We start from the raw sequence: 13993 nt of genomic DNA on the forward strand, positions 1-13993 counted from the left end.
GGCACCGCACACCCGGCTACCGGCTCAGAACCGGTAGCCCACCTCCGCACCGACGATGCGCGGGCTGTCCACCGGGCCGTAGTAGTTGCCATCGCGGCCGAAGGCCAGGTTGTCGAAGATCAGGCCGTTGATGCGACGCTTGTCCGTAAGGTTCTGCACGAACACGCGCGTGCTCCACAGCCCCTTCTCGTAGCCCAGCTGCATGCCCAGCACCGCCACTGCGGGCTGGAACGCACGGTTGCGCTCGTCCAGCGCACTGGAGCCGGTGAACTGCGATTCCACCCGCGCATAGATCCCCGAGGCGAACTGGTAGCGCGCGGCCAGGTAGCCGGTGTAGTGCGGGGTCAGCTTGACCCGCTTGCCGTCCAGGTTCTCCTGCGGGCTGACCCACAGCTTGGTGTACTTCGCATCCACATAGCCCACGTTGGCCATCAGCGTGAAGCCGGGCAACACTTCGAACACGCCTTCCAGCTCCGCACCGCGCGAGCGGATCGAGGCATCGGAGCCGACGTAGTCCGACGAAATCGGCCGGCCATCGGCATCGGTGGCCACCTGGATTTCCTGCCAGTTGTCCGAACGGATATGGAACAGCGCGCCGCCGATGTGGCCGCGCCCGCCGGCCAGGTTCATCTTGAAGCCCAGTTCGTGGCTCCACATGCGCTCGGCCTCGTAGCGCAGCACCTTGTCATTGATTACATCGCTCTGTGCTGCCGCCAGGTTGAAGCCACCGGGAATGTAGCCCTTGGCCGACGCCGCGTAGAAGGACAGGTCATCGCTGGCGTCGTAGCGCAGCGAGACGCGCGGCAGCGTGGCCGAGAACGTGTGCGCCAGGGCCGCATCGCGGTAGCGCACCACGCCCCCGGCGCCCAGGTCCAGCGCGCCGGCCCGCTGTTCGGTGGAACGGCGTGCCTGCTCGTGGCGCAGGCCGACACTGGCGGTCAGCGCCGGCACCGCCGGGAAGGTGTAGCTGGCCGTGGCGAACACGCTGTAGTCCTCGCCCTTGGAGGTCTGCCGCGGGGCCAGGTTGTAGCTGTCCAGCCCGCGCATCGGCGGCCCGACCACCGTGCCCTGGATCGAGTCCTTGGTGATGCGGTAGGTGGACACCCCGGCCATCCAGGTCAGCGCCTGGTCGCTGGGCGAACTGAAGCGCGCCTCGGCCGACCATTCGCCCTTCTTGTCATAGATGCGCCCGGCCAGCGCCGGGCTGGCGGTCATGTCGAAGTCATAGCCGGCCGAGGTCACCTCCTCGCTGCGGTGCGAGGCGGCCACGTCCAGCGTGCCGGCCTGCAGCTGCCACTGCGCGCTGAGCCCGGCCACCGTCTCGTCCTTCTCGGTGCGCTTGGGGGCATCGTTGATGTAGGTGAAGTCACCCGCACGGCGGCCGCCGTTGAGGGCATCGCCATAGGTGCGGTTGTACAGGCCGGTATCCAGCGGCAGGTATTCGTACTCGAACATGCCCGGCGCACGGGTGCGCAGGTGATAGGCCAGCGCGTTGACGCTCACGTAATCGGTCGGCCGCCAGCGCAGCTTGCCCTGCAGGTAGCCTTCGCCCACCGTGCCGCGCGCACCGGACGGCGTGAGGTTCTTCAGGTAGGCATCCTCGTCCGAGCCCATGAACGCCACCGAGCCGGACAGCCGGCCATCGGCACTCAACGGACCGGCAACGAAGCCATCCAGCGCGGTGCCATTGCCGTTGCCGAACCAGGTGCTGCGCACGTTGATCTCGCCTTCGCGCCGGTCGGCCGGCCCACGGGTGCGCACCAGCACCAGCCCCGATTCGCTGTTGGCACCGTACAGCGTGCCCTGCGGGCCGCGCAGCACTTCCACCGACTCGACCTGGTTGAGCACGGCATTGCTCAGCTCACGGAATGGAATGCCGTCGATGTAGACCGAGGCGCGGTTGACCAGGAACGGATTGGACTCGATGCCACGGATGGAGATGTACAGGTTGCTCAACTGGCCCATCACATTGAACTTCACGTTCGGCGCCAGCTTGTCCAGGTCACGGAACGCGGTGACACCCGCTTCCTTCAGGGCCTGGCGGTCGAGCACGGTGACCGACAGATCACTCTTCAGGTACGGCGTATCGCGCTTGGAACCGGTGACCACCACGCCATCGAGCGTGGTGGCATCGGCCTGCTGCGCGTGGGCGGGCAGGACAGGAAGCAGCAGCGACGCCGCGACCAGGGCGGCGGACGGGACAGGGGCTTTCACGGGGGAACCTCGGCAGGAACAGGAAACGGGCGCGCGGCCGGCGGGAGCGCGACGACAAACTGTTATCCTGTAACATTTCCGCCGTGCCGCCACTCCATTCCCGCCGCGCGGCTCCATTCCGGGACAGGCCATGACTGCCCTTGCCACACAGCTGCAGCAGGAAAACGGCGCGGATAGCGCCCGCACGCAGGCCAGCGACGATGGCGCCGTGGTGCTGCTGCGCCATGCCTTTGCCGCCAGCGAAGGCACGATGGGCCAGCCCGGCCAGCTGCGCCTGGGCCTGGCCCTGGGCGGCGGCGGGCGGCTGTGGCAACGCAGCGCGGCAGCCACCCTGCAGGGCCACTGGCAACCGGGACAGTTCACGCTGGTGCTGCCCGGTGATGATGGCCACTACGCCAGCCCGGCGGTGGACCTGCTCGGCCTGGCCATCGATACCCGCCTGCTGCCGCTGCAAGGCACCGTGGAGGCCGCCGCGCTGCAGCCGCTGGCAGCGCGCCTGCAGCGCGATCCGGTGATCACCGCCGTGCTGCAGGCGCTGTGGTGCAGCGCGCAGGCCGATGCCTGCCTGCCCGGCTTCCTGCAGCACGGTGCCCAGGTGGTGCTGCACCGGCTTGCGCAGCTGGCCGGGCAACCTGCGGTGCCGCGACGGGCGGCCACGCCGTTGTCGCCACGCCAGGTGCGGACGCTGGAAGACTACATCGACGCGCACCGCGACGATGCGCTGGAGGTGACCCGGCTGGCCGCGGTGCTGCAGATGGAGGTTTCCCGTTTCAACCGCGCCCTGCACGCCGCCACCGGCCTGCCACCGTATGCCTTCCTGACCCGGCGGCGCATGCAGTGGGCCGGCCAGGCCCTGCGCGCCGGCCGCAGCGTGACCGACGTGGCGCTGGCCAGCGGCTACGCCAACCCCAGCAAGTTCAGCGCCGCCTTCCGCCGCGTGATGGGGTGCGTGCCGTCGGCATGGGCGGACCGTAGGTATTCAGCCGATGGGGGCGATGGGTGAAACCAACGGGGTCGCGCCGACCGCGGGTTGACTGCGCTTCGCGGAAGGTCCCCCCGCGCCCTGCACGTTGCGCGCATCAACCGCGCGCGCCCCGCCCTCCGTCCAGTACCGGCATCAGGCGGCGGCGCCCGCGCGCGCCGGTGCATCCGGGGACAACCCTGCGGCATCACGCTCGCGCAGCAGGGCGACGAACGCCTTCAACGGTGGCGGCAGGTGGCGGTGGCCCGGAAAATACAGGTACAGCCCGGGGAACGGCGGACACCAGGCATCCAGTACCGGCACCAGGGTGCCCGCATCCAGCTCCTGCTGGATATGCCACTCGGACAGGAACGCCAGCCCGACACCGGCCAGCGCGGCGGCCCGCGCGGCCTGCAGTTCGCCCACCACCAGCCGCGCGGGCGGGTCGACCTGCAGGAGCTGCCCGCGATGCTCCAGCTCCCAGCGGTACAGCCCGCCATGCGACATGCGCATGCGGATCGCACCGTGCGCGGCCAGTGCATCGGGGGTCAATGGCACGCCATGCGCGGCCAGGTAACCCGGGCTGGCCACCACCCGCAGGCGCTGCTGCCGGTACAGCGGCAGCGCGACCATGTCCTGCGGCACCTGGTCGTGCAGGCGCACGCCGGCATCGAAGCCCTCGGCCACGATGTCCACCAGCCGGGCGTCGGCATCCAGTTCCAGGCGCACGTCGGGACAGCGCTGCACGAATTCGCCGATCAGCCCGGCCAGCATCCGCGTGCTTTCGCGCGGAACACTGATGCGCAGCGTGCCACTCGGGTGCAGGTCATCGGCGTGCAGCTCCTCGGCCGCCGCGCGGATCTCCGCCACCGCTGGGCCGATCCGGGCCACATAGCGTGCACCGGCCTCGGTCAGCGCCACACTCCGCGTGGTGCGGTTGAACAGGCGCGCCTGCAGCCGGGCTTCCAGGCTGGCCACGGCATGGCTCAGCGCCGAGGTGGACATGCCCAGTTCGCGCGCCGCCGCACGGAAACTGCCGCGGCGGGCCACTGCCAGCACGGCGTCCAGTTCCACCAGGCCGGAACGGTGCATCGGCACCCCCCATCATCCCGGAAATCGGGATTCCCCATCCACGATAAGCCGGATTCCCTGAACGGTCGAGCGCACCCAGACTGGACCTGCCTTCTCCCTTTCCAGGAATTCCGCCATGCGACAGATCGAGCACCACTACATCAACGGCGCCTTCGTGGCCTCCCACGGCCGGGGTACCGCCGACCTGCACAATCCGGCCACCGAGGCGGTGATCGGCCAGGTACGGCTGGGCGATGCCACCGATGCCGCAGCGGCCATCGCCGCCGCCCACGCGGCCCTGCCGGCCCAGGCTGCGCGCAGCGTGGCCGAACGGCTGGAACAGCTGTCCCGCTACCGCGATGCGATGGCCGCGCGCAAGGACGCGCTGCGCGAGGCCATCATCGAAGAGTACGGCGCGCCGTCGGCACGCTCGCAGTGGATGGCCGAGCACCCCGTGCAGGTGATCGAGGACGCGATGACCGTACTGCGCCAGTTCCCGTTCGAGCGCCAGGTCGGCCAGGCGCGGGTGCGCCTGCTGCCGGTCGGCGTGGCGGGGTTGATCACCCCGTGGAACAGCAACGCTTCGTTCATCTGCGGCAAGCTGGCAACCGCGCTGGCGGCCGGCTGCACCGCCGTGGTCAAGCCCAGTGAAATGTCCGCGCTGCAGACCCAGGTGGTGATGGAGGCACTGCATGCCGCGCAGTTGCCGGCGGGCGTGGCCAACATCGTCAACGGCCTCGGCGAAGACGTGGGCGCCGCCCTGAGCGCCTCGCCGGCGATCGCCAAGATCTCCTTCACCGGCTCCACCGGCACCGGCCGGGCGATCCTGCGCGCCAGTGCGGACACCTTCAAGCGCACCACGCTGGAACTGGGCGGCAAGTCGCCGACGATCCTGCTCGATGATGCCGACCCGGCCCAGGCGGCGCTGCTGGCCGTGCAGGCCGGTTTCATGAACAGCGGCCAGGCCTGCATCGCCGGCACCCGCATCCTGGTGCCCGAATCACGCCGTGCCGCGTTCGAGGCGGCACTGACCGCCGCCGTGCAGGCCGTGCGCAGCGGCGACCCGACCGACCCGCAGACCGATGTCGGGCCGATGGTGAGCGCCCGCCAGTGGCAGCGGGTGCAGGGCTACATCCACACCGGGCTTGCCGAAGGCGCACGCCTGCTGGCCGGTGGCGAAGGCCGCCCGCAGGGACTGCCGCAGGGCTGGTTCGTGCGCCCGACCCTGTTCACCGATGTGCGCAACGACATGACCATCGCGCGCGAGGAGATCTTCGGGCCGGTGCTGAGCATCATCGGCTACCGCGACGACGAGGACGCCATCGCGATCGCCAATGACACGACCTACGGCCTGAGTGCGCTGGTGATCGGCACCGACCGCGAGCGTGCCGGACGCGTGGCCCGCCGCATCCAGTCCGGGCGCGTGCTGGTCAACACGCTGGCACACGAACCGCTGGCCCCGTTCGGCGGCATGAAGCAGTCGGGCATCGGTCGCGAAAGCGGTGCGTGGGGGCTGGAAGCGTTCCTGGAGCCGCAGACCGTGCTGGAGGGCTGACAGACGGTGGGTGATGATGGAGCGCTGGCAGCGTCGGCAGCTGGTTGACTGCCGGCTGCACCGCCCGCCTCCGCCCAGCCCTCACTCATCGAACGGCCGCCGGCCCAGCGTCTGCGTCACGTAATCGACAAAACAGGTGATCCGCGCCGCCAGCGCGGTGTTGCGGTAATACACCGCGTTGACTGGCTGGCGTATGTCCAGGCTCTGCTTGGCGAACAACTGCACCAGCCGCCCGTCGCGGCGGTCGTTGCGGGTGAGGAAATCGGACAGGCAGGCGATGCCCAGGCCGGCCAGCGCCATCTGCCGCAGGGTTTCACCGCTGGAGGAGGCCATCGCCGGCTGGATGTGCAACGGCGCACCGTCGGCGTCGTGCAGCGGCCATTCGTTCAAGGAGCTGGGCTGGGTGAACCCGAGCAGGTGGTGGTCGCCCAGCTGCGTGACCCGCGTCGGCGTGCCGTGCTGCTGCAGGTACGCCGGGCTGGCCACGATGCGGATGCGGCTGCTGCCGATCGGGCGCGCATGCAGGGTGGAATCGCGCAGCACGCCGATGCGGAACGCCACGTCGGTGCGCTTCTCGATCAGGTCGGTGATGCCTTCGTTGGAATTCAGTTCCAGCTCCACCTGCGGGTAGCGCTCACGGAACCCGGCCAGCAACGGCACGATCACGTGCAGCATGAACGGCGTGGCCGCATCCACCCGCAGCCGCCCGACCGGCTGCAGCCGCCGTGCGGCCATCTGTTCCTCGGCTTCGTCCACCGTGGCCAGGATGGTGCGTGCGTACTGCAGGAAGGCGGCGCCTTCCTCGGTCAGCTCCAGCCGCCGCGTGGTCCGCCGCAGCAGCGTGGTCTGCAGCTTGTCCTCCAGCCGCGCCAGGGTACGGCTGGTCGCCGAGATGGTCAGGTCCAGGTGCTCGGCCGCGGTGGTGATCGAGCCGCTGTCGACCACCGCCACGAACGCCTTCAGCTCATCGAGGGTCGTTTTCATTGTTTACCCCATATCAAAAGCATTTCCTTCATACACGGCTTAATCCGCAAATGTAAAGCCGCCAGACTGGCCGCCGTCGGAGCACTCCGCTCCCTTCCCAGCCTGGAGTTCCCATGAACCTTCCTTCCTTCGGTGTCGGCACCTTCCGCCTGACCGGCCAGACCGTCATCGATTCGGTGCGCAATGCGCTGGACGTCGGTTACCGTGCCATCGATACCGCGCAGATCTACGGCAACGAGGCCGAGGTCGGCCAGGCCATCGCCGAATCCGGCGTGCCGCGCGATGAGATCTTCCTGACCACCAAGATCTGGGTGGACAACCATGCCGCCGATGCGCTGCTGCCGAGCCTGCGCGAAAGCCTGGCCAAGCTGCGCACCGATCATGTGGACCTGCTGCTGATCCATTGGCCGGCGCCGGGCAGCGCCGTGCCGCTGCGCGAGTACATGGAAGCGCTGGCCGAGGCCAAGGCGCTGGGCCTGACCCGCCAGATCGGCGTGTCCAACTTCAACATCGCGCTGACCCGGCAGGCCATCGAGGTGGTCGGCAAGGGCGGGATCGCCACCAACCAGATCGAGCTCAGCCCCTACCTGCAGAACACCGCGCTGACCGCGTTCCTGGCCGAACAGGGCATCACGGTCACCTCCTACATGACCCTGGCCTATGGCAAGGTGCTGAAGGACCCGGTGCTGGCCGCCATCGCCGCCAAGCACCAGGCCACCGTGGCCCAGGTCGCGCTGGCCTGGGCGCTGCAGCTGGGCTATGCGGTCATCCCGTCTTCGACCAAGCGCGAGAACCTGGCCAGCAACCTGCTGGCGCGCGAACTGGTGCTGGACGCGCAGGACATGGCCGCCATCGCGGCGCTGGACCGCAACGGCCGCGAGGTCGATCCGCCGGGTCTGGCCCCGGCCTGGGACTGAGGCCACGGCCATGGGCAGCGCGCTGACGCAACTGCGGGCCGGTGGATTCAGCATCGGCATCGAAGCACCGCTGGACAACGACTGGACGCCGGCCGGCGAACAGGCGCGGCGCGTGGCACAGCGCCTGCCCGGCGAACCGGACCTGCAGCGCCACGCCGACCTGGCACGGCTGGCCGACCGCCTCGGCTTCCGAGCGCTGTGGGTACGGGATGTGCCGCTCTACGATCCGGCCTTCGGCGATGCCGCGCAGGTATTCGAGGTGTTCGCCTACCTGGGTTACCTGGCCGGCATCACCCGCGACATCCTGCTGGGCACGGCCGCGGTGGTCCTGCCGATCCGCGAGCCGCTGCTGACGCTCAAGTCCGCCCGCAGCGTGCAGCGGCTCAGCCATGACCGCCTGCTGCTGGGCGTGGCCAGCGGTGACCGGCCGGTGGAATACCCGCTGTTCGGCCGCGACTTCGACAGCCGCGGCAGCCGCTTCCGTGACCAGGTGGCGCTGCTGCGTGGTGGCGATGGCCTGCGCCTGCCGCAGGGGCTGGACGTGCTGCCGGCCAACCCGACGGCGCTGCCGTTGCTGGTGGCCGGGCTGGCGCAGCAGCAACCGGCGTGGATCGGTGCGCACCTGGATGGCTGCCTGGCCTACCCCGGCACGCCGCAGGACCATCGCACGCGCGTGGCGGCCTGGCGCGCGGTCGCCGGTGACAAACCGTATGCGAGTTTCATCCACCTGGATCTGGTGGAGCAGGCCGATGCACCGCTGCAGCGCTGGCGGTTCGGCCTGCGCGGCGGCCGCCATGCGCTGCTGGCCGAACTGCAGGCGCTGCAGGCGGCCGACGTGGACCATGTCGGCCTGCAGTTCCGCCGCAACGAACGGCCATTGGCCGAGACCTTCCACGAAATCGCCGAGACCGTGCTGCCGCACTTTGCCGCGCACGCCACTGCGCCGCAGCCGGCCTGAGCGCCGGCGCCATTTTCCCCAGAGGACTCCCCATGAAGATCACGACCCTGGCCGCGCTTGCGCTGGCCACCCTGCCGCTGTCCCTGAGCGCCACCGCGCAGGACTGGTACCCCTCCGCCTATGGCGCAGGCGATGAGATCGGTGCGGCCAACCTGCTCACGCCCGAGGGCGTGAAGCAGGCCGTGTCGCTGGTCAGGACCGGCAAGACCTACCCGCTGGCCGTGCCGGTGGACCAGCACCTGCCCGCCTTCCGCCACCGCAGCTTCCGCCTGTACAACGTGCAGGTCGGCCAGCAGGCAGGCAAATCACTGGGCCCGAACAAGTTCACCTTCAACGACGAACTGGTCAACGCCTGGACCGGTGTCGGCACCCAGCTCAACGGCATCGGCCACATCGGCATCGACAACGTCTACTACAACGGCAACAAGGCCGCCGATTTCGTCACCGTCGACGGCGTGCGCCGGCTGGGCGTGGAAAAGGTGCCGCCCATCGTCACCCGTGGCGTGGTGCTGGACATGACCGCGTACTACGGCAAGGCCATCGTGCCCGGCGGCACCGAATTCAGCGTGGCCGACATCCAGGCCGTGCTGAAGCGGCAGGGCCTGACCCTGCGCAAAGGCGATGTGGTGCTGTTCAACACAGGCTGGCTGGAGCTGATCGGCAAGGACAACACGCAGTTCCTGGACGTGGAGCCGGGCATCGGCATGGCCGCGGCACAGTGGCTGGCCGACCAGGGCATCGTCGCCTTCGGTGGCGACACCTGGGCCTCGGAGGTGTACCCGAATCCGCACGGCGCCGACGAATTCCCGGTCAACCAGTACATGCTGGCCAAGCGCGGCATCTACAACCTGGAACTGATCGACAGCCGTGCACTGGTGCGCGACAAGGCCTGGGAATTCCTGTTCGTGCTGGGCCAGCCGCTGTACGTCGGCTCCACCCAGGTCAACATCAATCCGGTGGCGATCCGATGAGCACGCCCCTGCCCCTGTTCGCCGGCCGCCGCTTCCGGGTCAGCTATGACGGCCTGGCCGCCGACAACCACTACAGCGCCGATGGCCGCCACGTGCAGTACGCCATCGTGTCCGGCCCGTATGCCGGCGCACGCGGCGCGGCCGACTGCCAGTGGCAGGCGATTGCCGAAGGTGTCTATGCCATTTCCTGGCAGGAAGCCGACGGCGCCACCGTGGTGCACGTCGATGATTTCGGCAACGGCTGCTCGCTGGCGTGGTTCACCGCCAGCGACGGCAGCTTCCACCGCATGCAGGGCACGCTGCAGCCCCTGCCGCACGACTGATTACCGGCCGCACGCGCGGCCATCACTTCGCGAGACATCCATGCGCCTTTCCCTTCCCTCGCCCATCGGCTTCGGCACCGCGCCGCTGGGCAACATGTACCGCAACATTCCCGAGCAGGAGGCCCTCGATACCGTCGAGGCGGCCTGGCAGCAGGGCATCCGCTACTTCGATGCGGCCCCGCTGTACGGCGCCGGGCTGGCCGAGCTGCGCCTGGGCAAGGCCCTGCAGCACCACGATCGCGATGCCTACGTGCTCAGCACCAAGGTCGGCCGCCGCGTGCTGGACGAGATCGAAGACCCCGCCGCACGTGATCTGGGCGAGAAAGGCGGGCTGTTCGAACACGGCCTGCCCAACCGCATCGTCTACGACTACAGTGCCGATGGCACCCTGCGCGCGATCGAGGAAAGCCTGGCGCGGTTGCGTACCGACCGCCTGGATGTCGTGTGGATCCATGACCCGGCGCGCGATTTCCATGGCGACGCCTGGAAGACCGTCTTCCAGCAGGCGATGGACGGCGCCGCCGTGGCGCTGACCCGCCTGCGCGAGGAAGGCGTCATCAAGGCCTGGGGGCTGGGCGTGAACCGGGTGGAGCCGTGCGAAATGGCGCTGCAGCAGGCCGACCCCGATGGCTTCCTGATCGCCGGCCGCTATACCCTGCTCGACCATGACGCGGCCCTGCAGCGGTTGATGCCGGCCAGCGTCGCGCGCGGTACCGGCATCGTGGTGGGTGGCCCGTACAACTCCGGCGTGCTGGCCGGGGGGGCGCACTACGAGTACCAGCCGACGCCGCCGGACATCGCCGCGCGCGTGCAGGGCCTGCAGGCGCTGGCCGCCGAACACGGCGTCGACCTGCGCGCAGCGGCGCTGCAGTTCGCCCTGGCCCACCCGGCGGTGGCCTCGGTCATTCCCGGCGCCAGCCGCCCGGAACGCATCGCCGACAATCTGGCACTGGCGACCGCGCCGATCCCGGCCGCGTTCTGGCGGGCCCTGCGCGCACAGCACCTGGTCGCCGCCGAAGCACCGTTGCCGGGCCTGTAGACCGGCCGCTCAGCGCGCGGCCATGCCGTCCATGCACGCCGGTGCCTCGACGCGGTGCGCCGGGTCGCCATCGCGCGTGGCCAGCACCGGCGCCTGTGCGGCGGTGCGCCAGGCCTGGCGCGGCCACCAGCGCTGCACGCTGCCCGGCACCGTCGGCTCCACGCTTTCGCCGGGGCGCGGAATGCGCACGCTGACCCCCTGGCAGGCCGCAGCGGCCAGCACCCGTTCGGCCGGTTCGGTCCACGGGTGCGGGGCCAGGCCGATCAGCGCCCAGTGCACCGGAATCATCACCCGGCCCTGCACGCGGCGGTGGGCTTCCACCGCCAGTTCCGGGCCCAGATGGGTGTCGGGCCACAGGCTGTCGTACTGCCCGGCTTCAACCAGGGTGACATCGAACGGGCCGTACTCGCGACCGATGCGGTCCAGCGTGTCATGCAGTCCGGTATCGCCGGAGTACCACGCGCGGTGGTGCGGCCCGATCAGCGCGAAGCCGGCCCACAGCGTGTGGTTGTGCTTGGTGTCCAGCACGCGGCCGGAGCCATGCCGTGCCGGCGTGGCCACCACCGCCAGCGTGCCGACCTGGGCCTGCTGCCACCAGTCCAGTTCGGTGATGCGCGCGGCCGGGATGCCCCACATTTCAAGATGCGCGCCGATGCCCAGCGGCACCACGAAACGGGTGTTTCCGCCGCGCAGGGCGACGATGGTGCCGTAATCGAGATGATCGACGTGGTCATGCGAGACCACCACCACGTCGATCGGTGGCAGGTCGGCCAGCGCGATCGGCGGTGCGAACCAGCGCTTCGGGCCCGCCCAGGACACCGGCGAAGCGCGTTCGCTCCAGAACGGATCAACCAGTACGCGGCTGCCATCGATCTCCACCAGCGCCGAAGAATGGCCGAACCAGGTCACCCGCAGGCCGCTGGCCGGCGCAGACTCAAGCAGTGCCGGGTCGGTATGCACCACCGGCACCGGCGCGTCCGGGCGCTGGCCGTCCGGGGTGCTGCCGAACAGCAGGCGCCGCCACGCACCGCGTGAATCGGCCCACAGCGGCTGTGGGTTCTGGAACTGCCCCTGGCTCCATTGCGGTGACTGCTGGGCGCGCACCAGGCGCTGGCCCTCCAGCGTTCCGCCGAACGCCGCACAGCCGGTCACCAGGAACAGCGCCAGCAGGGCCAGCAGCAGCGACGCCGCGCCCAGCGCCGACCAGCGCAGCGCGCGCCGGATGCGGCCGCGGCGCGGCGTAGCGGGTGTCGTGCGGGAAAGTATGTCAGCCATGCGGTACGCCTCCGGGTGCGGTGCCGGCAGTGGCCAGCGGGTAATGACGGATCTCGCGGTTGCCCAGCACGGGCTGTGGTGCGCCGTGCCGCGCGGTATGCAGCAGCACGGCGGCCAGGGTGTCGCCGGCCACGCCCAGGTCCGGTCCCATCCAGGTCATCAACCGGCCCAGCGGCGTGAACAGCCGGGCCAGATCGCGGCGCGGGCCGGTGCGCGCGGTCGGGCAGATGTAGCCGGGCCGCAGCACCACCACCCGCTGCCCCCAGCGTTCGCGCAGCAGGCGTTCGGTACGGCCCTTGATACGGCTGAACAGCGAGCGCCCGCGCTCGTGCGGGTCGGCGCTGCGGCCACTGACGAAACAGAAGCGCATCGCCGGGTTGGCGGCGAACATCGCCTGCGCCGCCGCCAGCGTGTAGTCCAGGGTGATGCGGACGTACTCATCCGGCTCGACGCTGGCCTGCGATACCCCCAGGCACCAAATGCACGCATCGTGGCCGTGCAGCGGGACATGGCTGTAATCCATGAAGTCGTCCATCAGCACCGGGTGCAGCTTCGGGTGCCGCCAGGCCAGGCGGCGCCGGGTCAGCACGGTCACCCGGGTGATGGCAGGGTCGAGCAGCGCCTGGCGCAGCACTTCGCCGCCGGCAAAGCCGGTCGCACCGGTCAGCAGCAGCTTCATGCCAGCCCCGCCTTGTGCAGGCTGCGCGCGCAATCCAGCACGGTCAGCCGCGCCGGCCGCGCCGACCAGCCCAGTTCGATGCGCGCCTTCTGCCAGTTGTGGCAGTGCTGCCGGCCCAGCCGCGGCACCATCGCACGCATCTGCGGCTGCACGCGCGCCAGCAGGCGGAACACCCAGTCCGGCATGACCCGGGTCGGCACGTCGGCGGCCAGCACGCCCAGCTGCGCGCGCAGCACGGCGGCGATATCGCGCATCCACAGGAATTCACCCACGGCCAGGAAGCGCTGGCCACCGATGTCCGGCGTGGTCATCGCACGCACATGGATGTCGGCCAGGTCGCGCACGTCCACCACTTCCAGGCCCAGCCGCGGCAACGCCGGCAGTTCGCCGCGCAGCAGCTTGGCGATCACCTCCACCGAGCCGATGCTCTGGCTGGTCAGCAGCGGCCCGAACACCGCGCCGGGCAGGACGGTGACCAGTTCGGTGCCCCCGCCCTGGGTCTTCATGAACTCCCAGGCCGCACGTTCGGCCAGGCGCTTGGAGCGCCGGTAACCATCCACATCGGCTTCGTCCGGGTCGAACCACACCGATTCGTCGCTCAGGCTGTCGGCCGATTGCAGCGGCGGGGTCGCGGTGGTCGCCGCCGACGTCATCACCACCCGCCGCACGTTGGCGGCCACCGCCGCGCGCAGCACACGCAGGGTGCCGTCGCGCGCGGCGGTGGCCAGCGCCTCGGGATCGCTGTTGCCGGCAATGCCCAGCGGCGAGGCCACGTGCAGCACGTAGTCACAGCCCTGCACGGCCTCGGCCCAGCCGGCGTCGTGGGTCAGGTCGGCGGCGTGCACCGACAGCGGGCCGGTGGGCACCCCCTGCCGTGCCAGCGCTTCCACCAGCGGGCCGGCGCGGTCGGGGTGGCGCACGGTGGTACGCACGCGGTAGCCGCGGCGCAGCAGGTCGGCGATGCACCAGCTGGCGACGAAGCCATTGCCGCCGGTGACGAGTACGGTCTGGGTCATGGGGATCTCTCGGAGGTCCTGGAAATGAAA

The 13993-nt window shown here is 70.0% G+C and carries 13 protein-coding genes; 7 read left to right on the forward strand and 6 right to left on the reverse strand.

The genetic code is table 11. The annotated features are described in order from the left end of the window. Positions 1-24: 24 nt before the first annotated feature. A complete protein-coding gene (locus Q9R17_RS19485) occupies positions 25-2214 on the reverse strand; it encodes a TonB-dependent receptor (RefSeq protein WP_308156228.1) in 2190 nt (729 codons plus the stop codon). Positions 2215-2344: 130 nt separating this feature from the next. Here Q9R17_RS19485 and Q9R17_RS19490 point away from each other — a divergent pair, with 130 nt between their 5' ends. Further along, positions 2345-3217 (forward strand): AraC family transcriptional regulator, encoded by an 873-nt coding sequence (locus Q9R17_RS19490; RefSeq protein WP_308156229.1) that lies wholly within the window; start codon positions 2345-2347, stop codon positions 3215-3217. Positions 3218-3331: 114 nt separating this feature from the next. Here Q9R17_RS19490 and Q9R17_RS19495 read toward each other — a convergent pair whose 3' ends face one another. Beyond that, positions 3332-4267, reverse strand: coding sequence for a LysR family transcriptional regulator (locus Q9R17_RS19495; protein WP_308156230.1), 936 nt, complete (start codon positions 4265-4267; stop codon positions 3332-3334). A gap of 115 nt (positions 4268-4382) precedes the next feature. Here Q9R17_RS19495 and Q9R17_RS19500 point away from each other — a divergent pair, with 115 nt between their 5' ends. Next, positions 4383-5801, forward strand: coding sequence for an aldehyde dehydrogenase family protein (locus Q9R17_RS19500; RefSeq protein ID WP_308156231.1), 1419 nt, complete (start codon positions 4383-4385; stop codon positions 5799-5801). 81 nt (positions 5802-5882) lie between these two features. On the opposite strand, the gene Q9R17_RS19505 is transcribed toward Q9R17_RS19500, so the two are convergent. Further along, the gene (locus Q9R17_RS19505) at positions 5883-6785 is read right to left on the reverse strand and encodes a LysR substrate-binding domain-containing protein (protein WP_308156232.1); all 903 of its coding nucleotides are present in this window, start codon (positions 6783-6785) and stop codon (positions 5883-5885) included. Positions 6786-6898: 113 nt separating this feature from the next. Here Q9R17_RS19505 and dkgB point away from each other — a divergent pair, with 113 nt between their 5' ends. The 5 genes from dkgB to Q9R17_RS19530 are packed head-to-tail and all read left to right on the forward strand — an operon-like array spanning position 6899 to position 10993. Further along, on the forward strand, positions 6899-7702 hold the full coding sequence (gene dkgB, locus Q9R17_RS19510) for a 2,5-didehydrogluconate reductase DkgB (RefSeq protein WP_308156233.1): 804 nt from the start codon (positions 6899-6901) through the stop codon (positions 7700-7702). Between the two features lie 10 nt (positions 7703-7712). Next, entirely contained in the window at positions 7713-8660 is a 948-nt protein-coding gene (locus Q9R17_RS19515; protein ID WP_308156234.1) for a TIGR03571 family LLM class oxidoreductase, read from the forward strand. Between the two features lie 32 nt (positions 8661-8692). Then, positions 8693-9631 carry a cyclase family protein gene (locus tag Q9R17_RS19520; RefSeq protein ID WP_308156235.1) on the forward strand — a complete coding sequence of 313 codons (939 nt, stop codon included), beginning with the start codon at positions 8693-8695 and terminating at the stop codon, positions 9629-9631. After that, positions 9628-9954 carry an adenylate cyclase gene (locus tag Q9R17_RS19525; RefSeq protein WP_308156236.1) on the forward strand — a complete coding sequence of 109 codons (327 nt, stop codon included), beginning with the start codon at positions 9628-9630 and terminating at the stop codon, positions 9952-9954. The genes Q9R17_RS19520 and Q9R17_RS19525 overlap by 4 nt, the downstream gene beginning before the upstream one ends. A gap of 40 nt (positions 9955-9994) precedes the next feature. After that, positions 9995-10993, forward strand: a complete 999-nt coding sequence (locus tag Q9R17_RS19530; protein WP_308156237.1) for an aldo/keto reductase — start codon at positions 9995-9997, stop codon at positions 10991-10993. 9 nt (positions 10994-11002) lie between these two features. Here Q9R17_RS19530 and Q9R17_RS19535 read toward each other — a convergent pair whose 3' ends face one another. The 3 genes from Q9R17_RS19535 to Q9R17_RS19545 are packed head-to-tail and all read right to left on the reverse strand — an operon-like array spanning position 11003 to position 13963. Then, positions 11003-12268 (reverse strand): MBL fold metallo-hydrolase, encoded by a 1266-nt coding sequence (locus Q9R17_RS19535; protein WP_308156238.1) that lies wholly within the window; start codon positions 12266-12268, stop codon positions 11003-11005. Beyond that, on the reverse strand, positions 12261-12947 hold the full coding sequence (locus tag Q9R17_RS19540; RefSeq protein ID WP_308156239.1) for an NAD-dependent epimerase/dehydratase family protein: 687 nt from the start codon (positions 12945-12947) through the stop codon (positions 12261-12263). The genes Q9R17_RS19535 and Q9R17_RS19540 overlap by 8 nt, the downstream gene beginning before the upstream one ends. Continuing rightward, on the reverse strand, positions 12944-13963 hold the full coding sequence (locus Q9R17_RS19545; protein ID WP_308156240.1) for an NAD-dependent epimerase/dehydratase family protein: 1020 nt from the start codon (positions 13961-13963) through the stop codon (positions 12944-12946). The genes Q9R17_RS19540 and Q9R17_RS19545 overlap by 4 nt, the downstream gene beginning before the upstream one ends. Positions 13964-13993: the final 30 nt, after the last annotated feature.

Origin of the sequence: Stenotrophomonas sp. 24(2023) (assembly GCF_030913365.1) — a bacterium.
Classification (GTDB): domain Bacteria; phylum Pseudomonadota; class Gammaproteobacteria; order Xanthomonadales; family Xanthomonadaceae; genus Stenotrophomonas.

What these genes read in the sequence shown, in the direction of transcription:
- Q9R17_RS19505 (WP_308156232.1), bottom strand. Translation starts at nt 6,785, where the DNA reads ATGAAAACGACCCTCGATGAGCTGAAGGCGTTCGTGGCGGTGGTCGAC.
- Q9R17_RS19525 (WP_308156236.1), top strand. Translation starts at nt 9,628, where the DNA reads ATGAGCACGCCCCTGCCCCTGTTCGCCGGCCGCCGCTTCCGGGTCAGC.
- Q9R17_RS19545 (WP_308156240.1), bottom strand. Translation starts at nt 13,963, where the DNA reads ATGACCCAGACCGTACTCGTCACCGGCGGCAATGGCTTCGTCGCCAGC.
- Q9R17_RS19500 (WP_308156231.1), top strand. Translation starts at nt 4,383, where the DNA reads ATGCGACAGATCGAGCACCACTACATCAACGGCGCCTTCGTGGCCTCC.
- Q9R17_RS19490 (WP_308156229.1), top strand. Translation starts at nt 2,345, where the DNA reads ATGACTGCCCTTGCCACACAGCTGCAGCAGGAAAACGGCGCGGATAGC.
- Q9R17_RS19495 (WP_308156230.1), bottom strand. Translation starts at nt 4,267, where the DNA reads ATGCACCGTTCCGGCCTGGTGGAACTGGACGCCGTGCTGGCAGTGGCC.
- dkgB (WP_308156233.1), top strand. Translation starts at nt 6,899, where the DNA reads ATGAACCTTCCTTCCTTCGGTGTCGGCACCTTCCGCCTGACCGGCCAG.
- Q9R17_RS19535 (WP_308156238.1), bottom strand. Translation starts at nt 12,268, where the DNA reads ATGGCTGACATACTTTCCCGCACGACACCCGCTACGCCGCGCCGCGGC.
- Q9R17_RS19530 (WP_308156237.1), top strand. Translation starts at nt 9,995, where the DNA reads ATGCGCCTTTCCCTTCCCTCGCCCATCGGCTTCGGCACCGCGCCGCTG.
- Q9R17_RS19520 (WP_308156235.1), top strand. Translation starts at nt 8,693, where the DNA reads ATGAAGATCACGACCCTGGCCGCGCTTGCGCTGGCCACCCTGCCGCTG.
- Q9R17_RS19540 (WP_308156239.1), bottom strand. Translation starts at nt 12,947, where the DNA reads ATGAAGCTGCTGCTGACCGGTGCGACCGGCTTTGCCGGCGGCGAAGTG.
- Q9R17_RS19515 (WP_308156234.1), top strand. Translation starts at nt 7,713, where the DNA reads ATGGGCAGCGCGCTGACGCAACTGCGGGCCGGTGGATTCAGCATCGGC.